Annotated in this window: 15 protein-coding genes, 1 tRNA gene and 1 pseudogene; 6 read left to right on the top strand and 11 right to left on the bottom strand. The window is 66.5% G+C overall.

Annotation, left to right across the window (positions count from 1 at the left end; translation table 11 throughout):
• A pseudogene (locus KBX21_RS14585) lies at positions 1–3,101 on the top strand (hypothetical protein); the annotation flags it as partial.
• A 5-nt stretch (positions 3,102–3,106) separates the two neighbouring features.
• Positions 3,107–3,991 (top strand): immunity 49 family protein, encoded by an 885-nt coding sequence (locus KBX21_RS14580; RefSeq protein ID WP_210842224.1) that lies wholly within the window; start codon positions 3,107–3,109, stop codon positions 3,989–3,991.
• A 352-nt stretch (positions 3,992–4,343) separates the two neighbouring features.
• Here the strand turns inward: KBX21_RS14580 and dacB are convergent, their stop codons facing one another.
• The 5 genes from dacB to KBX21_RS14555 all read right to left on the bottom strand — a co-directional run bounded on the left by dacB (position 4,344) and on the right by KBX21_RS14555 (position 12,024).
• Positions 4,344–5,918: a D-alanyl-D-alanine carboxypeptidase/D-alanyl-D-alanine-endopeptidase gene (gene dacB, locus KBX21_RS14575; RefSeq protein ID WP_210842223.1), complete on the bottom strand. Its 1,575-nt coding sequence runs from the start codon at positions 5,916–5,918 to the stop codon at positions 4,344–4,346.
• 168 nt (positions 5,919–6,086) lie between these two features.
• Complete coding sequence (locus KBX21_RS14570; protein ID WP_210842222.1) at positions 6,087–8,303, bottom strand: ABC transporter ATP-binding protein; 2,217 nt, start codon at positions 8,301–8,303, stop codon at positions 6,087–6,089.
• Complete coding sequence (locus KBX21_RS14565) at positions 8,300–9,226, bottom strand: ABC transporter permease (protein WP_049570554.1); 927 nt, start codon at positions 9,224–9,226, stop codon at positions 8,300–8,302. Before KBX21_RS14565 ends, KBX21_RS14570 begins: the two co-directional genes overlap by 4 nt.
• Positions 9,219–10,229, bottom strand: a complete 1,011-nt coding sequence (locus tag KBX21_RS14560; RefSeq protein ID WP_049570551.1) for an ABC transporter permease — start codon at positions 10,227–10,229, stop codon at positions 9,219–9,221. The genes KBX21_RS14565 and KBX21_RS14560 overlap by 8 nt, the downstream gene beginning before the upstream one ends.
• Positions 10,230–10,311: 82 nt before the next feature.
• Positions 10,312–12,024, bottom strand: coding sequence for an ABC transporter family substrate-binding protein (locus KBX21_RS14555; RefSeq protein ID WP_210842221.1), 1,713 nt, complete (start codon positions 12,022–12,024; stop codon positions 10,312–10,314).
• A 662-nt stretch (positions 12,025–12,686) separates the two neighbouring features.
• On the opposite strand from KBX21_RS14555, the gene KBX21_RS14550 reads away from it, so the two are divergent.
• Positions 12,687–13,160, top strand: coding sequence for a hypothetical protein (locus tag KBX21_RS14550; RefSeq protein ID WP_049570546.1), 474 nt, complete (start codon positions 12,687–12,689; stop codon positions 13,158–13,160).
• A gap of 134 nt (positions 13,161–13,294) precedes the next feature.
• Positions 13,295–13,909 (top strand): rhomboid family intramembrane serine protease, encoded by a 615-nt coding sequence (locus KBX21_RS14545; RefSeq protein ID WP_049570543.1) that lies wholly within the window; start codon positions 13,295–13,297, stop codon positions 13,907–13,909.
• A gap of 105 nt (positions 13,910–14,014) precedes the next feature.
• On the opposite strand, the gene KBX21_RS14540 is transcribed toward KBX21_RS14545, so the two are convergent.
• From KBX21_RS14540 to dcd, 5 genes are all read right to left on the bottom strand, one after another.
• A complete protein-coding gene (locus KBX21_RS14540; protein WP_049570540.1) occupies positions 14,015–14,932 on the bottom strand; it encodes a glycine betaine ABC transporter substrate-binding protein in 918 nt (305 codons plus the stop codon).
• Positions 14,933–15,061: 129 nt separating this feature from the next.
• The gene (locus KBX21_RS14535; protein WP_049570538.1) at positions 15,062–16,015 is read right to left on the bottom strand and encodes a glycine betaine ABC transporter substrate-binding protein; all 954 of its coding nucleotides are present in this window, start codon (positions 16,013–16,015) and stop codon (positions 15,062–15,064) included.
• A 40-nt stretch (positions 16,016–16,055) separates the two neighbouring features.
• Positions 16,056–17,282, bottom strand: a complete 1,227-nt coding sequence (locus KBX21_RS14530; protein ID WP_049570535.1) for a proline/glycine betaine ABC transporter permease — start codon at positions 17,280–17,282, stop codon at positions 16,056–16,058.
• Positions 17,279–18,304: a glycine betaine/L-proline ABC transporter ATP-binding protein gene (locus tag KBX21_RS14525; RefSeq protein WP_199776530.1), complete on the bottom strand. Its 1,026-nt coding sequence runs from the start codon at positions 18,302–18,304 to the stop codon at positions 17,279–17,281. The genes KBX21_RS14530 and KBX21_RS14525 overlap by 4 nt, the downstream gene beginning before the upstream one ends.
• A 403-nt stretch (positions 18,305–18,707) precedes the next feature.
• Complete coding sequence (gene dcd / locus KBX21_RS14520; RefSeq protein WP_049570526.1) at positions 18,708–19,292, bottom strand: dCTP deaminase; 585 nt, start codon at positions 19,290–19,292, stop codon at positions 18,708–18,710.
• A 122-nt stretch (positions 19,293–19,414) separates the two neighbouring features.
• Between dcd and KBX21_RS14515 the strand changes: the two genes are divergently transcribed.
• Positions 19,415–19,485, top strand: a tRNA-Gly gene (locus KBX21_RS14515).
• A 131-nt stretch (positions 19,486–19,616) separates the two neighbouring features.
• Here KBX21_RS14515 and KBX21_RS14510 read toward each other — a convergent pair.
• Positions 19,617–20,405, bottom strand: coding sequence for a siderophore-interacting protein (locus KBX21_RS14510; protein WP_307869218.1), 789 nt, complete (start codon positions 20,403–20,405; stop codon positions 19,617–19,619).
• Between the two features lie 123 nt (positions 20,406–20,528).
• Between KBX21_RS14510 and KBX21_RS14505 the strand changes: the two genes are divergently transcribed.
• Positions 20,529–21,149: a TetR/AcrR family transcriptional regulator gene (locus KBX21_RS14505; protein ID WP_049570508.1), complete on the top strand. Its 621-nt coding sequence runs from the start codon at positions 20,529–20,531 to the stop codon at positions 21,147–21,149.
• Positions 21,150–21,223: the final 74 nt, after the last annotated feature.

Raw genomic sequence — 21,223 nt, 5'->3', positions numbered from 1 at the left:
CCATCGGCGAGTCCATCAGCCAGACCGGCAACAGCATCACCTCGGCCTGGTCCGGACTGACCACCTGCTATTCCGCGCCCGAAGCCGAAACCCTGCACGCGGTCCTGGACCCCATCGCCCCCGACGGTGAAGAGGTCTCCGGTGGCCTGGCCGACGCCGCCACCGCGCTGGAGACCTTCGCCAGCGAGGTGGAGGGCATCAAGGAACGCTGGTCCACCCTGCGCACCAAGGCCTACGACCTACGGGCCCGCATCGCCGCCGAAGGCGAGGACTGGCGCAAAGCCGACGGATGGGGACGCGTCCTCGGCGGCGACAGCCCCCTGGTAGCCGAGAACCAGGAGCTGATCGAAGAAGGCACCACGATCATCGAGGACTACACCGGGATCGAGAATGCCTGCGCCAACGCCATCAACGAGGAGATCCCCCACCGCACCACCTTCGAGCAGCACCCGGGCGGCGACGCCGCGCTCGATCCGAACGTGTTCTACCACGGCTTCGAGCAGGACCTGACCGAACTGGCCACCGAATGGGGCATCACCGGAGCCAGCACCGACCACGGGTGGTGGATCGACGCCGGCGCCGCCACATGGGACTTCGGTGTGGGCGCGGTCGAGGGTGTGGGTGCGATGGTCGGGGCCCACTCCTCCCAGGGGTGGTTCCAGCAGTCGTGGGGGGACTCGCTCAAGGAGTACCACTGGGACAACCTGACCTCGGCCGCGTCTTTGGTGGGGTTGTATGACACCGAGACCGGCGAGTTCGGGCGTGCCAGCGCGGACAGTGTCAAGGGTGCGTGGAAGGACCTGGCGCACTCGGTGGTGCCCTGGGAGGAATGGGGCGAGCGGCCCGGGTACGTGATCGGGACCGCTCTGCTCAACATCGGCGCGACCGTGGGCGGCGCGGTGCTGACCGCCACGGGTGTGGGCGCGGTGGTGGGTGTGCCGCTGATGGCCTGGCGCGGCATGGCGATCCTGGACGGCATGGGCGGCTCCAACCGCGGCGGTGGTGGGGTGGATCTACCGAACCTGCCCGAGGTGCCCACCTACGGCGGTAACGGGGCCCCCGTCGTCAACATCGACACCAGAGGTTTCTCTCCGTCCCAGGTCGCCCAGGTCACCGCGTCCCTGGACCGGCTGAACACCGCCACCAGCGATTCCACCTCAGGGGGCGGTGGCCGCCCCGGCCAGCCCGGTACCTCTCCCGAGACCGAGACCAACAAACCCCGCAAACCCGCCCACAACTCAAACCAAGAACCGACGACCCGGCAGGCGCAGCTGGGCGAGGACGTCTTCGAGAGGGTCATCTCTCCCGAAGACCGGGCCGACCTCACAGCCCGGGGTCAGGCCATCGAGCAGGAGTTCGGTGTCAGTCGACGGGACTCCGACACCGAAACTCCCAGCCGAGGCTCAGACAGCGGGTTCGACAACCACCCCGACGCCGCCTCCGTTTCGGACCGGCTGAACAGAGTCAGTGACGAGTGGAGATCCGACGCGCTGCCTGAAAGCCGGGGCAGAGAGCTCGTGGGCGCGGCTGCCAGAGGAAACGACAGCCACTTGGAGCGGTCCGGTAGCAACCACGACCGTTCCAGTGAGCAGAACCTGAACCTGACCAACATCGACGGCGACCGCTCCGGACACCGGTCCACAAACGACATCGGTTCGAACAACAGCAACAGCCCTCAGGTACGCGACCACGGACCCCACGCGCGAAACTCCCAAGGCAACCTCACTACCCCCGACCGGAACAGCGACAGCGGCTCCACCAACACCAACCGTTCCGAAGGGGACGGTTCCATCTCCCGCCATGACAACACAGACCAGGGGTCTTTTAGAAGAGACTTCGAGCCGACCTTCAACCGAAACGGTAGTGACGATCTTGGCCCCGACAGAGGAGATTCAGCGGGACCTTCGGATCGAGCAGGCGACCGAGATACCTCTGCTGGGAAACCGAGTAGAACGTCGCCTGAGGAATCCGAATTCAACCGCTTCGCCAGAGACGACGATGCAAACCAAGATTCACGAAAATTCGAGGGGAAGACGCGCGGAGAGGTTTCTAGGGATATCGCCAAGGCGATCGGCCTGACTCCAGACATGCCGCACAAGGAATTCGCCAAGAAGTTCACAGATTTCCTGAACGAGAGGATCAGACAGGGGAGGCCGGAGTTCTTCTCTGAATTCTACAACAAAAACGGCAGTCGGTTCCGAATCCAACGAACCATCCTGGGATTTAAAATCCCACAGCTTGGGCGCGTCTCGGATGAATCTCCCTGGATTGCCTTGGACACACTTCCGGACGCGGATCCGCCGAAATATCGACTCATGGGAGACAGGGAGTACTTCTCCGCCGAAGGAAGCAGAAACAGTGCCAAGATGGATGGCTATGCCCAGAGTCGCAAGGATGCGATTGAGGCGGACCTGAAGGCCGAGAAAGAACTCACAAGCGCCAGGGAAAAGCACCGGGACTATTCCGGGAAGCATCCAGAGGTACTGGAGAGCGAGGAAAAACACGCTCCACTACACAATGACATGACCAAGAAGAGTGAGAGCTACGGAGAAAGGGGGGCCGAGGCGGCTGTCCGGGATTTGTTTGACGGGGAGCACTCGCTCACAGACAAGAATGGCCAACCTATTGAGCTGCCAAAAGTCGAGGACTACTATGGCGACGGAAATGTGCGCCCGTTTGATATCCAGGGCGCCCCAGGGTCAGGGAACTATCAGTTTGATCAGATCTGGCCTCTGGAGGACGGTGGTATCCTGATTGTGGAGGCAAAGAGCAGCCAAACCACAGAGCTTGGAGGAAGGACGATTCCAGACGGCGATGAACTAAGGAAGGTATCTCAGGGATCCGTTGAATACCTAGAGGCCACCCAGCAAGACATGAAGGATCGGGGCTTGAAGAAACCGGTCGGAAATCCAAACGAGCTGCAAATCGCGCGAATGATTGAGAAGGCGCGAGCCCAGGGTAAGTTGTACTATGCAGAGGTAAAGAACATCACACCCGAACAGAAGCAGAAAGCCCTGGGCGAAGCACCCTCTGCTGAAGAAAAGCACTCTGGCTATAGCCTTGGCCTCTACGACATTCCGAATCGGAGGGCTGGAAATTGACGTACATGGTGGAGCGCCATGACATCAGCAATCCAAACTACGCGAACTTCATCGATGAGATTCCCGAAGAGCGGAAGTTCTACGTTCAGTGGCTGATCGATTCACCTTTTGATGCGGGCGGCCCTCTGAATGGTGTCAAATTTCAGACCAAGGTCTGCATTGCAATGGACACGGACGCGGACCGACTGGAGACCTGGGAGGCCTGGGTCGACTGGATGCAGATGAGCGAGGCTGCGCTGGCGGTTTCGAGTGGTGAATCTGGGAGACAGATCACTCGCATCATCAACGGCGAAGAGCGCGTTCTGACGACGGTAGAAGCCGACTACTTCACCAGCGCCGGAAACTGGTTGACGGCCTTCTTCCTAGCGGTGACGTGCCGCGACAAGACCCGGTACGAATCCCTGTGCGAGATCCCAGTGGATGTGTTGCGATCGGCGGGCGAGAGCAGAGGTACGACGTACAGTCCCCACATTTATCCCTGGATCTCAGCCCTTCAGGCCTTCGTCTTGAATCGCCCCGGCCTCTTCGATCACCTCTCTGAGGCAATGGAGCTGTCAGATCCGGCCCGTCCCGATGGCTTTGGCGATGGCGAGACTCTGAACAAGCTGGTTTTCCCGCCGATGGACACCTTCATGCATCTGGTCCGACGGAACAGCGAAAATTTCAATAAATCGTTGGCCTTGGGCCTGGAGCTCTTCCGGTCATTCCACACCGCGACCCCCGAACGGGCTGAGAATACTGACGGAGGCGTCCCACTCGGCCTGTTTGCTCTTGCCTGCTGGGGATATGACACCGCCCTGGTCGACCCCAACTTCCGTTTCGACGTGGAGTCCGGATACTTGCCGAAGCACATCCTGGAACGGGACTGGATCGGGGAGTTCCCCATCTAGGTTCAGTTGAAGCTAGGATCCATTCGATCCGACTACCGTACTCATGGTGCTGAGACGTGCAGCAACACCCGGACCTTTGCGTCAATCAGAGTCGTGCAACTGAACTCCCGGCTGTTATGCGAAGGCATCCTCAGGCTAGTTGAGACTCATGCGGGAGGCCCGGGTATTTCAGCCATCTCGAGAATCTCAAACAACTGAGGTCGGAGATCGGTTCGATGGAACTACAGGTACAGCCGTTCGGCTACAGCGTCGTGAATGACATCCACACCGGCGCAACGCACTCCGAACACGGGAGGGGCCCACGGGCTTCCTCTCCCCTGGGCCCCTCCGCTCAGCTCTGCGGATCAGAGGATCAGCAGGTCAGCTCCCACGAGCACTCCACCGCTCCGCCGTCCGTGACTCCGCCGCGCAGGGCGACCGTGCCCGACCCTGCCTGGTTACCCACGTACTCGGCCAGCCTGACCACCACGGCGTCCTGCACGCCGGTGGGCGCACCGCCCGTGTGTTCGTTGTTGACGATGCTGAAGTACAGCTCGGCGCCGTCCGGGCCCTGCACGTAGCCCGACAGGGCGCTCACCCCGGTCATCGTGCCGGTCTTGGCCTGCGCCGCCCCCTCGGCAGCGGTGCCGCGCATCCGGTTGGCCAGCGTGCCACCGACGAACGGGTCGCTGTCGCCCGCCACCGGCAGCGAGTGGTGCCACTCCTCGTACCAGTCGGCGTCCTTGGCGCTGTCGAGCAGGTCGACGACGGTGTTCGCGGTGACGCGGTTGCCCCGGGACAGCCCGGAGCCGTCGGTGAGGACCAGGTCCGAGGTGTCCACGCCCGCCTCCTGAAGCGCGGTCTCCTGGGCGGCCAGCCCCGCCTCCCACGAACCCTCACCCTGGAGCTCGCGCCCGAGGGTCTTGGTCAGCATCTCGGAGTGCCCGTTGTTACTGAACTTCATGAGCGGGACCAGGACCTCGTTCAGCGGCATGGAGGTGTGCTCCCCCACCACCCTGGGCCGGTGCCACTCGGCGGGCACCTCGCCCTGGGCGACCTCGCCCTTCACGGCGACCCCGTTCTCCTCCAGGGCCCGTGCGAACAGGTGCCCGGCCAACCCGGCGGGCTCGTCCACGGTGCGCACGGCCACCACCGGTCCGGCGTTCACCGAAAGCGACCCGGTGACACTGACGGTGTTGGTGCCCACCGGACGGTCGACCGTGATTCCGGTGCCCTGCCCGGCGGGGACGGTGACGGCCTGGTTGTCGAGTTCGACGTAGCCCTCTGCGGCGCCCAGGTCCACGTCGACGGGATCGCCCGCGGAGGCGGCGGTGACGGTCACCTCGGTCACGCCGGTGTCGTAGCGCTCGCCGTGGGCCACCGTGAGCGCGGAGATCTGCGCCGAGTAGGCGTACGCCTCGTCCTCGGGCCACCAGTCGTCCACGAGGCGCTGGTCGTCGAACCACGAGTCGTCGGCGAACACGTCGCCCACCGAGGTCACCCCGGAGGCGGCCACGTCCGAGGCGAGGGAGTCGAGGTCCTCGGCGTTCAGGGTCGGGTCACCGCCGCCGACCAGGTACAGCTCCGGCACGTCGCCGCGCCCGGGCCGGCGTTCCACCACGGCCTCGGTGGCGAAGGTGTGCTCGCCTCCCAGCGCCTCCAGCGCGGCGGCGGCCGTGAAGATCTTCATGTTCGAGGCGGGCAGCAGCTGGGTGTCCGCGTCCCGCGAGTAGAGCGTCTGGCCGGAGTCGGCCTCGGTCACCACCACACCGGAGGTCGCGCCCTCCAGCGCGGGATCCGCGAGGATCGCGTCGAGGTCGGTGCGCAGGTCGTCGGCGCGTTCGGCCTGCTCGCCGGTGTCGGCCCACGACGGCGCGACGGGGGTGAGGGCCACCAGCGGGGCCACGGCCAGTGCGACCAGCCAACGGCGGGGGGTTGCGGGGGTCATGTGTCTCCTCCGGAAGTACCGATCGGGAGCATGCCAGGAGAACGTAACCGACGGTTTCCGTCCACGCCAGGACGCCACCGGCGGTTCGATGGCAAAAGGGGCGTCTCAAATGGGCCCAGACGCGTACGGGGCGGGCCGGGAGTCCCCGACCCGCCCCGTGTGCGGCACCTAGATGAGTTCGATCGCCTTCGAGTAGTGGCAGGCGTCCCGGTGGCCGGTGCCCCGGTCCTTCAGCTCCGGCGGCTCCTCCACGCACCTGGCGCGCTCGGCGTCCGAGAGCTCGTTGGCGAACTTCGGGCAGCGGGTCCGGAACCGGCAGCCCGAGGGCGGGTTGGCCGGGCTCGGGATGTCACCCGTGACGGTGATCCGCTCCCGGGTCCGCTCCTTGACGGGGTCCGGCAGCGGGATCGCCGAGATCAGCGCCTGCGTGTACGGGTGCGCGGGCGCGCTGAACAACTGGTCCGTCGTGGCCGTCTCCACCATCTTGCCGAGGTACATCACGGCCACGCGGTCGGCGATGTGCTTGACCACCGAGAGGTCGTGCGAGACGAACAGGTAGGACAGCCCCAGCTCGTCCTGGAGGTCCTCCAGCAGGTTGATCACGCCCGCCTGGATGGACACGTCCAGCGCCGAGACCGGTTCGTCCAGCACCAGCACCCTGGGGTTGAGCGACAGGGCCCGGGCCACGCCGATGCGCTGGCGCTGGCCCCCGGAGAACTCGTGCGGGTAGCGAGAGCCGTGCTCGGGGTTGAGCCCCACCAGTTCGAGGAGCTCGGACACCCGCTTCCGGGCGTCACGGTGCCCGCTCCCGTGGATGCGCATGGGCTCGGCGATGATGTCCGAGACCGTCATGCGCGGGTCCAGGGACGCGAAGGGGTCCTGGAACACCAGCTGGAGGTCCTTGCGCAGCGGCCGCATCCTGCGGTCGGAGAGGTCCTGGAGCGGCTGACCCATGTAGGTGACCTCGCCCGAGGTCAGCTTGATCAGGTTCAGCAGCAGGCGCGCCGTGGTGGACTTGCCGCAGCCGGACTCACCCACGAGCGCGAGGGTCTCCCTCTCACGCAGGTCCAGCGAGATCCCGGAGACCGCCTGCACCGCACCGACCTTGCGCCGCATCAGCCCCTTGGAGCGGATCGGGAAGTGTTTCACCAGGTCGGTGGCGGTGAGCAGGACCTCGGGCTCCGCCTTGGCGGCCACCTCACGACCGGCCTCCGCGCCGAGCTCCCCCAGGTACTCCTCGCGGGCCTCGGCCACCTGCGACTCCGCAGCCTCCATCTCGGCGACGGACCCCAGGCCCTCGGTGTCCACGGAGGTGGGCCGGAAGAGGTCGCTCGCCTCCGCGTCCGCGAGTTCCTCGCTGAAGTGGCAGGCGGCGGTGTGCGCGGGCTCGCCGCCCTCCTGCGGGCCGTCCTCGATGAGCAGCAGCCGGGGCTCCTCCTCGTGGCAGCGTTCCCTGGCCATGGGGCAGCGCGGCGCGAACCCGCAGCCCCCGGGCAGGTCCCGCAGCGAGGGCGGGGCCCCGAGGATGGGGGTGAGCCGGTCGCCGCGGTCGCCGTCCAGTCGCGGCAGCGACCCGAGCAGCCCCAGCGCGTAGGGCATGCGCGGTCGGTAGAAGACATCCTCCACCGACCCCATCTCCACGATCCGGCCCGCGTACATCACGCCCACCCGGTCGACCTGACCGGCCACCACGCCGAGGTCGTGGGTGATGAGCACCAGGGCGGCCCCGGTCTCCTCACGGGCCCTCTGGAGGGCGTCCAGCACCTGCGCCTGGACGGTCACGTCGAGCGCCGTGGTGGGCTCGTCCGCGATGATCACGTCAGGGTCGTTGGCCATCGCGATCGCGATCACCACTCGCTGGCGCATACCGCCGGACAGCTCGTGCGGGTACTGCCTGAGCCGCTGCTCGGGGGACGGGATGCCCACGATCTCCAGCAGCTCCAGTGCCCGCGCCATGGCGACCTTCTTGCTCACCTTCCGGTGGGCGAGCACCGCCTCTGCGATCTGGTAGCCGATCGTGTACACGGGGTTGAGCGAGGTCAGCGGGTCCTGGAAGATCATCGCGATCCTCTGCCCCCGGACCTCGCTGATCTGCTTGTCGTTGAGCCCGATGATCTCCTGGCCCAGCAACCGGGCCGAGCCCTCCACGCGCGCGTTCCTGGGCAGCAGGCCCATGATCGCCATGGAGGTCACGGACTTGCCCGATCCGGACTCCCCCACGATGCCCAGGGCCTCGCCCCGGCGCACCTTGTAGGAGACCTGCCGGACCGCGGGCAGCGGGCCGTCGTCGGAGGGGAAGGTGACGCTGAGGTCGCTGACCTCCAGCACCACGTCGTCGGTGTCCGCCACGGCGGTGTGTTCCTTGTTCTCGTACTCAGTCGTCATCGCCGCACCCTGGTCTGTCGTGGGTCGAGGGCGTCCCGGAGGCCGTCACCGATGAAGTTGATCGTCAGACAGATCAGCACCAGCAGCACACCGGGCGGATAGAACAGCCACGGCCGCGTGGACACCGCCGTGCGCGCGCTGCCGATCATCTGGCCGAGCGAGATGTCCGGCAGCTGGATGCCCAGCCCGAGGAAGGACATGCCGGCCTCGGCGAGGATGGCCACCGCCACCAACAGGGTGGCGGCGACGATGATCGGCCCGGCCGCGTTGGGCAGCAGGTGCCGGAGGATGATCCACGGCGCCGAGGCGCCCGAGGCCCGGGCCGCCTCCACGAACTCCTGTTCCCGCAGGGACAGGACCACGCCGCGCACCACGCGCGCGATGGTGGCCCACGAGAAGATCGAGATGATCAGCGCGATCGCGGACCACGAGGTCCCGGCACCGCTGTTGCCCGCGATGGCCGCGGCGGCCACGAGCAGCGGGACGATCAGGAAGATGTCCACGACGCGCATCATGAACGCGTCCACCCGGCCGCCGTAGTAGCCGGCGGTGGCACCCCACACGGAGCCGACCGCCGTCGACAGCAGCGAGACGGTGAAGGCGACCTTCAGCGTCTGCTGGGCGCCGCGCATGAGCTGGCCGAGGACGTCGTGTCCGGCGGCCGAGGTGCCCAGGGGGTGGATGCCGGACGGCGGCTGGTTGCTGGGGATCTCGCGGTAGACCGTGTGGTCCCAGGTCCAGAAGAAGGGTCCGACGAACGCGAACAGGGCGATGAGCCCCAGGAGCACCAGGCTGATCATCGCTGGCCGGTGTCGGGTGAACCGGATCAGGATGGTCTGGAGCTGGGTCTGGTCGGCGCTGCTCTTCTTCCGCTTCTTCGCCGGGTCACGGCGCGCGCTCTTCGACATGCCGTTCTCACTCATAGCGAATCCTCGGGTCCAGCACGGCGTACAGCAGGTCGGCGACAAGGTTGGCCAGGATGACGATGGTGCCGCTGAGCAGCAGCCACCCCATCAGCGCGAAGGAGTCGTTGTTGTCCACCGCGGTGATGAAGAAGTCGCCCAGACCGCGCCACTGGAAGACCACCTCGGTGAGGATGGCCCCGTCGATGACGCCCGCGACGCCGATGGCCACCACGGTGGTCAGGGGGATCAGCGCGGTGCGCAGTGCGTGACGCCTGATGACCGTGTGGTTGCGCAGGCCCTTGGCCCGGGCCAGCCGCACGTAGTCGCTGTTCATCACCTCCAGCATCGAGGTGCGCTGGTAGCGGCTCCACGACGCGAAGCTGATCAGCATGAGCACGATCGTGGGCAGGGCCATGTGCGCGAAGGCGTTGAGGAACTGGTCCCACAACGGCGCGCCCTCCGCCCTGAAACGCCCGTCGCCGATCGTGGCGAAGACCTGGTCGCCCACCAGCTGGTTGAACTTGACCCCCGCCGCCTGCATGATGCCCGCGAACCAGAAGGTTGGCAGCGCCAGGGCGAGGAAGCCGACGAAGGTGAGGGTGTAGTCGAGTTTGGAGTACTGGCGCAGGGCGCTGACCACACCGGTGATGATCGCCAGGCCGAGCGCGAAGACCATGGCCGCGCCCACCAGGCGCAGCGTGGTCCACAGGCGTTCGGCGATGGCCGAGCCGATGTCGTACTGGGGGCCCTGGGTGGAGGGGCCGAACTCCCCCTGGAGCAGCCCGATGTCGCCGTTTCCGCCGATTCCGGTCACCCACAGCCAGTACCGCTCGGGCATGGAGCGGTCGAGGTAGAGCCGCTCCTCCGCCTGTTGCAGGACTTCCTCTGTGGGCGGTGGCTGGGCCATCCGGACGTCAGCGAGCGGGTCACCGGTGACGTCGATCATCACGAAGGTGAGGATGGATGCGAGGACCAGGACGGGTAGCGCGCCCAGGATGCGCCGCATCGTGTAAACGAGCATGGGAGTGATCCTTCAGGGGTGGACGAGGACCGGTCCGGCCCCGGGAGGGTGTCCCGGGGCCGGACCTGGGTGGTGCGCCGGACTAGCTGGCGACGTCCCACTCACCGATGTTGTAGGTGGCTCGGTAGCTGGACTGAAGGTTGTCGTGAACGTTCACGAGGCGGTCGGAGTTGGCGAAGAAGTAGTTCGGCTCCGCCATGATCGGCATGACGTAGGCCTCGGGAACGTGGATCGCCATGGCCTCGTTGGACAGCTCCGCGGCGGTGTCCAGGTCGGGGGCGTTGTCCACCTGCGCGGTCAGCTCGTCGACCTCGTCGTTGGCGTAGCCGCCGAAGTTGCTGCCGCTCTCGGAGTGCCACTGCTGCTGCGGGGTCGTGACGAAGTACGGGGAGCCGGACCAGCCGAACTGGGCGATGTCGTACTCGGCCGCCGCGAGCATGCCGCCGAGGTCGTCGGTCATCTCGATGTTGGTCGTGATGCCGATCTCGGAGAGCTGGGCCTGGATGAGCTGGACCGAGGTGTTACGGACGGTCGAGTCGGTGCTGCGCAGGCGGAACGGGCCGATCTCCTCACCGTCCAGGGTGAGGTCCTCACCGGACTCGAAGCCCTCGTAGCCGGCCTCCTCCAGGATGCTGCGGGCCTCGTCGAGGTCACCGGTACCCAGGGGCTCGTTCTCGTAGTGGTCGACGAAGTACGGGCTGTCCGCGCCGAAGGTGTGGTTGTTCTTCAGCTCGTAGTCCGGGTAGCCGGCGCCGAAGTTGCGGTTGGCGATGTCGTCGCGGTCGATCGCGGTGAAGATGGCGCGGCGCAGCTCGACGTCCTGGAGCGTCTCGTTCTTCAGGTTGAGGTCGATGTGCTCCCAGGTGGCGCCCTCGGCGACGGTCACCTCGGCGTTGGCGACGTCCTCCAGCTGGAGGATGACGTCCTCGCTGTAGTCGGCGGGGTTGCCACCGTCGATCTCGTTGTTGACGAAGGCGTTCACGAAGGTGCCCTCGTCGGTGTTGTACGGCATGGTGATCTTGTCGAGCGCGGGCGCCTCACCGAACCAGTTGGGGTTCGGCTCCTTGACGACCTCGTTCTCCAGGTCGCCGGAGGTGATCATGTACGGGCCGCCGGACCACTCGGGACGCTCGGAGTGCAGCCAGGCGTAGTACTCGCCCAGGTCGTCCGGGTCGTCGACGTCCCAGTCGTTCTCCGCGGCGATGTGCGCGGGCAGGAAGCCGCCGGACTGGCCGTGGGCGTCGAACAGCCCCATCCACTCCGGGTCGGCCAGCCCCTCCTTCAGCTGGAAGGTGGCCGTCTTGCCGTCGACCTCGACGGACTCGACCTTGTCGTTGCTGGCGGAGGACCGGGGGTCGCAGCCGGTGCAGTAGCCCTCGTCGGGGCTGGTGCCGAGCATCCAGGAGACCCGCAGGTCCTCACCGGTCATCGGCTCGCCGTCGCTCCAGACGGCGTCCTCGGCGAGGGTGATGGACCACTCGAACGGACCCTCGTCGGGGTCGTCGTTGACGAGCTCGGGCTCCTCCGCGAGGACGTCCATGTCGTACTCGTACGTCGCGTCCGGCAGCCACTGGCCGGTGTAGGGGAGCACGCCGGAGAGCATCTGGATGACGTAGACGCTGCCACCGGCGAGGCTCGTGGCCTGCCAGGCGCCGGGGAGGCTGTTGATGACCCAGGTGACCTCCTTGGGGCCGCCGTCGCCACCACCGTCACCCCCTCCTCCACAGCCGCTGGCCACCATGACCGCTGACGTCGCCGCGGCGGCGAGTGCCAACGTCTTTCGGCGCTTGAACATAGTCACACCCTTGATCACTCATGCGAACAGGCCACGGGTTGGTGCCCCCAGGGCACAACCCACCAAAACTAGGCGATTAGTCGATTAGAAGACCATTAAGGGAAATGTCTGTATAGCCCCAATGCCGATTTCGTGACCCATCCGCAACCGGTCCGCGCTCACACGCACCCGATCGAGTCACGAACTCCCAATACACCGGTAACAACCAGGACATCCTTACATCATGCCAGGTCAAGCGGACACTGGCGACCGGGCCCCAGGACGGCGGGATTCGGACACACCGGAAAAGTATTGGGGATCAACGAAGGCCTTCCACTGCAAAAGCACAAACGTAAACGACGTTTAACTACCGCCTCGGAGCACGCAACTACTGAGAGAGAACAGGACAAACAGCACATAACTTCGCATACGGCCTAATTCGCACACTGGGCGGCATCTTTCTCCCCCTCCGCACCCCTCCTGGAATCCGATGAAAATTCATGGGACAACCCGATCATCACTTGATGGAAAGCGACACAGGGGACGAAACTTCCTTGCGCCTGTCCTGAACCCCACGCTCGAACTGACCGAAACCGAGATGGCCGTATCCGCGAAGCGGATAGGGTTCCCAGTGACGGCTTCCGTCATCCTCAGCGCCCCGCCCAGCGAGAGAGGCATCCGCCGTGTCCGAACCGGTCCGCCTGGTCTGCCCCGTAGGCCGCAAGTACGTGGAGCTGTGGGGTGGTTACGCTCTGCTGACCCTGGGCGTCGTGGTCGTGGCCGTCGACCCCGGGCACTGGGCCAACATCGTGCTCGGCGTCATCCTCGCGCTCCTCGGCGCCGCCTCGGCGTTCGACGGGCACCGGATCAAGGCGCCGGTGCTGGAGGTCTCCGAGGACGAGTTCCGCTACGAGCGCGGCGCCTACGTCGTCCGGGTGCCGTTCGTCGACATCGGCTCCTACTACGTGCTTCCCGGCCGCATCCGCTCCCTGGGCCTGTGCGACCACACCGGGCGCCCCAAGCGCTTCCCCTCGCTGAAGAGCCGCCGGGCCTCACGCACCTACCTGCCGCTGACCGGGATGACCAACCCGGCCAGGGTGGAGGCGTTCATGGCGGTCGCGGGCATCCCGCCGCGCAAGCGGTCCCTGACCTCCTGAGGCCCTCGGGCGCGCCACCGCACGACTCCGAACGGCCGCGACAGAGCAGTCATCTGTGAACACAACAGATCATTTCGCCCACACGCGCCCCAGGAACATACCGACGCAAGCCTGCTTCATCTAGTCTCGATGGGGTGAAGCAGTCCAGAATCACCGCCATCCTGACCGTCGCGGGCATGCTCGCGGCCATGTGGGTCTTCGAGATCATCGACACCCCGCTCGGGGGACACCTCGACCGGCAGTTCGGTATCCAGGCCCGCAACCCCGACGCGCCCTGGACCGTGCTGACCGCGCCCTTCATGCACGGCAACTTCGCCCACCTGATCGGTAACTCACTGCCGTTCCTGGTGCTCGGAGCCCTCGTCGCCTTCAGCGGCCTGGGCCGGTTCCTGCTCACCACACTGATCATCGCCGTCGTCAGCGGCGTCGGCGTGTGGCTGTTCACCCCCTCACACGTCGTGACGGTGGGTGCCAGCGGGCTGGTCTTCGGCTACTTCGGCTACACGGTGCTACGCGGCATCATCGAACGCAGGACCGTCGACATCGTCATCATGATCTGCGTGGTCATCTTCTACGGAACGATGATCTGGGGGGTCCTGCCCCAGCACCCCGGCGTCTCCTGGCAGGCGCACCTGTTCGGATTCCTCGGCGGGCTCCTGTCCGCCTACGCGCTGCCCCGGCGCGACAAGCCGGGCCAGACCAACCAGGGGAGCATCGGTGGCGCCCAGGGCGGCTACTACGCCCCCTGAACCCACTGCCACCGAACACACGACGGGGCCGTCTCCCCTCCGGGAGGCGGCCCCGTCGTCACGTCCGAACCGTCCGGGTCATCCGGGTGGTCCGCGTCCTGCGGGTCAGAACTCCAGACCCTCGGCGGCGTCCATCAGCGTGCGCTCCAGGAACAGCGGGTTCTGGGCGAGCCACTCACGCGCCCCGGCCGCCGGGTCGGTGACACCGGGACCGACCGTGAGCGCCTCCAGGGACGCCAGCTCCTCGTCGTCCATGGTCCAGTTGCGCATCCACTCGGCCAGCTCCGGGTAGTCCTCGGAGAACCCGGCGCGCCCGATCGAGTGCAGGCCCTCGGTGCCGCCCATCCCGCCCTGCGGGTCCTCCAGGTCCCGCAGCTCGTACTGGGCGTAGGCCGGGTGCGGACGCCACAGCGTGACGACGATCGGCCGCTCCTCCAGGATCGCCTCGTCCAGCCGCCGCATCATCTCCCCGCCCGACGAGGTCTCCAGCTCGAAGTCCTCCTCCAGCCCGTACAGGGGCATGGCCTGGTCGCGGGTGACCTGGGTCAGACCGGCGCCCGGTTCGATACCGACGATGGTTCCGCCGAGCTCGTCCGCGCGCGCGGGGAGGTCGTCGATCTCCCGCACGTCCTCCATGTACTCCGGGACCGTCAGCGTGAGGACGGCGTTGTCGTACCAGGAGCCCAGGCTCTCGATGCTGTCCCGGTGCTGCTCCATGTACTCGTGGTGGGTGACCGGAAGCCACATGTCGAGGTAGAGGTCGAGCTCGCCGTCGGCCACTCCCTGGAAGGCCGGAGCGACGTCGACCTCGGTCACGGTGACGTCGTAGCCCTTCTCCTCCAGGACCGCCTCCCACATGTGGGTGACCGCGATCGCCTCCTCCCAGGCGATCAACGCGATGTTGACCTCCCGGAGGTCGTCACCGTCGTCCGGGCCTCCGGAGTCCGCCTCCCCCGAGCAGGCGGACAGCAGGAGCACACCGCTCAGACCAGCGGCGGCCAGTCCCGTACCTCGCCTCTTCATGTCAAGCTCCCTCACAACCTCGCGCAGACGAAGGCCGCCCCCACGCTCGTGAAGGCGGCCGTCATCGCATGTCTAACCCATGAAACGGGACGTGTGGCACTCCCCGTGACGGGGTCCACACTGTGGGTCCTAGAAGTTCAGGCCCTCGGCGTCGTCGCCCAGGGTGCGCTCCAGGAACTCGGGGTTGTCGGCGAGCCACTGGCGGGCACCGGCGTCGGGGTCGTCGACGTCGTCACCGACGGTCAGCGCCTCCAGGCTGGCGAGCTCGTCGTCGCTCATGTCCCAGCCCTCGAGCCAGGAGGCGAGCTGCGGGTAGTCGTTGGCGAAGCCGTCACGGCCGACCGCGTGGATCGTCTCGGCGTCGCCCATGAGGCCCTCGGGGTCCTCGAGGTCCTTCAGGTCGTGCTTGGCGTAGGCCGGGTGCGGACGCCACAGCGTGACGACGATGGGCTCCTCGTCGGCGATAGCCGAGTCGAGCTCCGCGAGCATCGCCGCACCGGAGGAGGTCACCAGCTCGAACTCGTCGTCCAGACCGTAACCCGGCATGGCGGAGTTCTGGGTGGTCTCGGTGAGACCGGCGCCCGGGTCGATGCCGACGATGCGGTTGTCCAGCTCGTCCGCGTGGTCGAGCAGGTCGGGGATCGAGTTGACGTCCTCCATGTACTCGGGGACGGTCAGCGTCAGGATCGCGTTGTCGTACCAGGAGCCGAGGTCCTCCAGCTGGTCCCCGTAGTCGTCCCAGTACTGCTGGTGCGTGGCGGGGAGCCAGGTGTCGAGGAACAGGTCCACGTCGCCGTTGGCGGCGCCCTGGTACATCGGGGCCACGTCGACGTCGGTGACCTCGACGTTGTAGCCCTTCTCGTCCAGGACGGCCTCCCACATGTGGGTGACCGCGATCGCCTCTTCCCACGCGATCAGCGCGATGTTGACGTCCTGGAGGTCGTCACCCGTGCCCGAACCGCCGTTCTGGTCCTCGCCGGAGCCACCGGTGAGGTCCTCCCCGTTGCCGCCACAGGCGGTCAGCAGGAGCACCCCGCTCATACCGGCCGCGGCCAGGGCCATCATGCGCTTACGGCTGTACATCTGGATTCCTTCCATCAGGACTGCTGCGAAAAAACCGTTGTCAGGACGAACTGCTGACCCTGGCCTGGGGACTCTTGCGGGTGACGGCGGCGGTCAGGCGGTCCAGGAAGATCGCCAGGATGACCACGGCGATACCGGCCTCGAAACCGAGCGCGCCGTCGTTGCGGGTGATGCCCTGGTAGACCTGGCTGCCGAGGCCGCCCGCGCCGACCATGCCCGCGATGACGACCATGGACAGGCCCAGCATGATCACCTGGTTGACGCCCGCCATGATCGTCGGCAGGGCGAGCGGGAGCTGGATGCCGGTGAGGATCTTGCGCTTGGGCGCACCGAAGGCCTCACCCGCCTCGACGAGCTCCTTGTCGATCTGCCGGATGCCGAGTTCGGTCAGACGCACACCGGGCGGCATGGCGAACACGATGGTCGCGACCACACCGGGCACCGCACCGATGGAGAAGAAGAAGATCGCCGGGATCAGGTAGACGAACGCCGGGAGCGTCTGCATCAGGTCCAGGACCGGCTTGGCGACCTTGCTGACGTACTCGTTGTAGGCGGCCAGGATGCCGATCGGGATGGCGATGACCACCGCGATGAGGCTGGCCACCAGGACCAGGCCCAGGGTGTCCATGGCGTTGGACCACTGGCCGACGGAGGCCACGACGGTCAGGGCGATCAGGGCGAAGACGCCCAGGCGCCAGCCTGCCACCGAGAGCGCGAGCAGGCTCAGCAGCAGGATCATCAGCAGGGACATCGGGTTGGTGACCAGCATGGGCAGGACCAGCCAGCCCAGCAGCACCAGCGCGAGCCAGCCACCGGCGACGATTCCCGTGCGCACGCGGTTGGCGCTGTCGACCATGCCCAGGGCCGCCGTCGCGATCAGGAAGACCAGCGAGACGACGAAGGTGGGCTCGACGTTCGTGTCGAACAGGTTCATGGCCCAGACGAAGAGCCCCGGAACACTGTTGATGAAGCCCGTCACCAGGGCGAACTGCGCCTCGGCGATGTAGAGGAGCGAGACCACCACGACGATGGCGAGCAGCGGGATCCGGCGCGATCGCACCAGCGGGACCGCGATGATCACGGCCGCGATGAAGGCGAGCTGTCCGGCCCCCGGCTCGACGAAGAACCCGGCCAGGACGGAGACCGCCCAGCGGATGAAGTCGCCGGTGAGGTCGAAGAACAACCCGAAGTGGCTCTTCAGCCAGGAGTTGAACGCCTCGAAGCCGTCACCGATGGGCAGCGACGGGGGGAAGTTGACGGGGGTCACTTGGCCACCTCCGCGGTGTCACTCTGGACCAAGGCGGCGAGCACCGACTCCCGGGTGACCATGCCGAGCACCTCGCCGTCACCCGAGACGACCCGGAGGCCGTTCTCGGTGGCGACGCTGGTGTACAGGTCCGCGACGAGGGTGTCGGCGGTGACCTGCGGGGCGCCGTCGTCGACGGGAACGTCCGCGAGCGCCTCGGCCGCCGTCAGCACACGGCTGCGGTCGACGTCCTCCACGAAGCGCTCGACGTACTCGTTCGCGGGCGCGTTGAGGATCTCCGACGCCTCACCGATCTGGGCCACGCGTCCGTCGCGGAGCACGCAGATCCGGTCGCCGAGGCGCATGGCCTCGTTGAGGTCGTGGGTGATGAAGATGATCGTCTTGCCCAGCGTCTCCTGGAGCTCCAGGAGCTGCGTCTGCATGTCGCGGCGGATCAGCGGATCGAGCGCGCTGAAGGCCTCGTCCATCAGGATGATGTCGGTGTCGGCAGCCAGGGCGCGGGCCAGGCCCACGCGCTGCTGCATGCCGCCGGAGAGCTGCTGGGGGAGCTTGTCCTCCCAGCCCTCGAGCCCCACGAGGGCGAGGGTCTCCTTGGCCTTGGCGAAGCGCTCGGCGCGGGAGAACCCGCGCAGCTCCAGCCCGTAGGCGGCGTTCTCCAGCACCGTCCGGTGGGGAAGCAGGGCGAAGTGCTGGAAGACCATGCTGATCTTCTCGCCCCTGAGCTTGAGCAGGTTCTTCCTGCTGAGCGTGGTGATGTCCACGCCGTCGATCTCCACCGATCCGGCCGTGGAGTCGAGAAGTCCGTTGAGCATCCGGATCAGGGTGGACTTACCCGATCCGGACAGGCCCATGACGACGAAGATCTCGCCGGGTTGGACCTCGAAGGACACGTCGATGACGGCAGCGGTCACGTCGAGGTCGGCGATGGTGTCCCGGTGGCTCCCGTCGGCGAGCCGTTCGACGGCCGCCTTCGACTGCCTACCGAACACCTTGTACAAGTGGTCTGCGCGTACTACTGGCACGGTCTCCTCTAAGGGGCTGTCCCTGTCGCGAGGCCGAGCGGGGCGTGATAACCCTGCGCTCGGCCTGCGGTTACCTCAGGTAGCCGGTCCGCGCAGAGCCCCCTCGTGCGCACCCGAATCGGGCGTAACCACTACCTGGTTCACGTCGGGGCGCCACCTTACCGAGATGTGAACGCACAGTTCAGGCGGCATGTCACTACCAGATAACATGTTTAACCGCCATAAAAGCCGTCCGTCGACCTGTGGCACGGGTTGCCGACGCCACAGAACACCTATATGTGATCTATGCCACTAGCCAGATGGAGGCGACTTGGATCACAATCCGGCGACAAGCACCAAATGCGACAGAACGTGTCAGTACATAACCGTAACGTAAGGGCCTCTCCGTGCCCAGAGCGGACCCCTACCCCCCGACGATCCGGGTCCGCGCGAAGTTCTGGTGCGACCTCGACGGCGTGGGTCCGCGCTGCCCCTGGTAGCGGGATCCGTAGGCGGCCGAGCCGTACGGACGCTCAGAAGGCGAGGTCAGCCTGAACATGCACAGCTGGCCGATCTTCATCCCCGGGTAGAGCTTGATCGGGAGGGTGGCCACGTTCGAGAGCTCCAGGGTGACGTGCCCGGAGAACCCGGGGTCGATGAACCCCGCAGTGGAGTGGGTCAGCAGACCCAACCGCCCGAGGGAGCTCTTGCCCTCCAAACGGCTCGCGATGTCGTCCGGGAGGGTGACCACCTCGTAGGTGGACGCCAGCACGAACTCACCGGGGTGGAGGATGAAGGCCTCCTCCCCGTCGGTCTCCACGAGCCGGGTGAGATCCGGCTGCTCCACCGAAGGGTCGATGTGGGGGTACTTGTGGTTCTCGAAGACCCGGAAGAACCGGTCGAGGCGGACGTCGATACTCGACGGCTGGACAAGAGTGGGTTCGAAGGGATCGATCCGGACCCGCCCGGAGTCGATTTCTGACCTGATATCGCGATCGGAGAGCAGCACGCTCCGAACCTACCGCCTGCGAGAACGGGCCGAGGGTCGCACTCGACACCCCGCCGACTTGCCCACCGGGCCCAGAGTTGGGCTAGGATGGCGAGCGTTGGTCAGCCTCCGGGCGATCCGACGCGGATGTAGTTCAATGGCAGAACTTCAGCTTCCCAAGCTGATAGCGCGGGTTCGATTCCCGTCATCCGCTCCGTACGAAAGACGGCCCCTGGTCGCGAACTCGGTTCGCAGACCAGGGGCCGTTTTCGTGTCGGCCGTGTCTCGACCTCTTCCACCGTCGTCGGTCGGCTCAGAGCGTCCAACCGGTGGTGGACGGAGTCCTCAGCCGGGGGCGGACCGACCCTGACGCCAGTAGCCGACGAACGAGATGTCCCGTTTGGGCACGCCACGATCGTTGACCAGGTGGCGACGCACGGTCGTGGCCATCTGGGACTCTCCCGCGACCCACGTGTAGAAGCGACCGGATGGCAGCGACGCCCCACGCACCGCGTCCAGCACCAAGGTGCCCGGCCGCGGGTTCTCGGCGTCCCGGCAGAGCCAGTGGACGCGGACGTCAGTGGGGGCCTCGACGGGCCGGATCTCGGCCGCGGTCGCCACCTCCAGGTAGACCTCCGTGGGCAGCGACGAAGGCGTTCCGTCGAGGATGGACAGGATGGCGGGCAACGCGGTTTCGTCGCCGACCAGCAGCTGTCCCTCCGCGTGCTCCGGTAGCCGGTACGTGGTGCCGATGTCGAAGATCCCGGCCTGGTCACCCGGCTCGACCCGGCGCACCCAGGACGACATGGGTGAGTCACCGTGCAGGGCGAACTCGATGTCGATCTCGTCGTCCGCGGGCCGCACACGCCGAATCGTCATGTTGCGGACGCACGGGCGGACCGACTTCGGCATCACCATCAACTGGGCCATCCAGGCCTCGTTCGAGATGGTCGGCATCCGCAACGCGGTCTGCCCTTCGCGGGGGAAGAACAGACGAACCGCCTGGTCGTTGCCGACGACGGTCAGGTCCCGCACGGCCGGTCCGCCGAGGGTGACGCTCGCGAAACCCGGTGTGAGGAACTCGCGGCGACGCACCTCCAGCGTGATCATCGTGCGCGACTCGGGCAGGGACACCCGGGGGATCACAGCGCGCCACCGACACCGATGAGGATCTTGTCTTCGCAGTTCATGGCCCTATTATGAGCAATGGCTCAGCTCTTTGACTACTCGCTTTTCACACCCGGGGAGGACCTTCGGATGCCACCCGCCGATCGGCGTCTCCAGCCACGTCGCAAGCCCGTCCAGGTGCGCGCCGAGCTCACCCGTGAGCGCATCCTCACCGCCGCTGCTCACGTTTTCGCCGAGAACGGCTACGCCGCTGGCACGACCAACCGCATCGCGGAACGCGCCCGGGTCTCCATCGGCTCGCTCTACCAGTACTTCCCGAACAAGGACGCCATCCTCGCCGAGCTGTTGGTGCGGCACATGGAACGTGGCAGGTGGGCCCAGGCCGATCAGCTCGATCTGTCCGCCGGCGGACTGGAGACGGTCGTCCGGGCACTGGTCCGCGACGCGATCGACAACCACCGCGACGATCCGCAGCTGCTGCGGATCATGATCGAGGAGGCGTCGTTCTCACGGGAAGTGCTCGACACGATCGACCGGCACGAAAGGTTGCGGGTCAGTCAGGTACGCGATCTCCTCGCCCGGCACCCGGATGTCGGCGTGCGGGACCTCGACACCGCCGCCGAGCTGATCGTGACCACGGTGGAGATGAACACGCACAGGCGGATGGCCGACCTGAAGGGCGAACCGGTCGAGACGTTCGAGAACGAGCTGGTGGACATGGTGACTCGTTACCTGCGCGGAGACCAGTAGGAGCCCACGGGCGTCCCGGCGCCTTCGCGGCCCCGGCGGGCATCCCGGTGTCGCGCGCGTACGCGGCTCCGGTC

Origin of the sequence: Nocardiopsis sp. B62 (assembly GCF_018070675.1) — a bacterium.
Classification (GTDB): Bacteria; Actinomycetota; Actinomycetes; order Streptosporangiales; family Streptosporangiaceae; genus Nocardiopsis; species Nocardiopsis prasina.
This window is presented reverse-complemented; position numbering and strand designations above follow the sequence as displayed.

Coding starts and splice junctions, on each gene's coding strand:
- KBX21_RS14560 (WP_049570551.1), bottom strand. CDS start 10,229: ATGCTCGTTTACACGATGCGGCGCATCCTGGGCGCGCTACCCGTCCTG.
- KBX21_RS14535 (WP_049570538.1), bottom strand. CDS start 16,015: ATGTACAGCCGTAAGCGCATGATGGCCCTGGCCGCGGCCGGTATGAGC.
- KBX21_RS14540 (WP_049570540.1), bottom strand. CDS start 14,932: ATGAAGAGGCGAGGTACGGGACTGGCCGCCGCTGGTCTGAGCGGTGTG.
- KBX21_RS14555 (WP_210842221.1), bottom strand. CDS start 12,024: ATGTTCAAGCGCCGAAAGACGTTGGCACTCGCCGCCGCGGCGACGTCA.
- dacB (WP_210842223.1), bottom strand. CDS start 5,918: ATGACCCCCGCAACCCCCCGCCGTTGGCTGGTCGCACTGGCCGTGGCC.
- KBX21_RS14505 (WP_049570508.1), top strand. CDS start 20,529: ATGCCACCCGCCGATCGGCGTCTCCAGCCACGTCGCAAGCCCGTCCAG.
- KBX21_RS14570 (WP_210842222.1), bottom strand. CDS start 8,303: ATGACGACTGAGTACGAGAACAAGGAACACACCGCCGTGGCGGACACC.
- KBX21_RS14580 (WP_210842224.1), top strand. CDS start 3,107: ATGGTGGAGCGCCATGACATCAGCAATCCAAACTACGCGAACTTCATC.
- KBX21_RS14565 (WP_049570554.1), bottom strand. CDS start 9,226: ATGAGTGAGAACGGCATGTCGAAGAGCGCGCGCCGTGACCCGGCGAAG.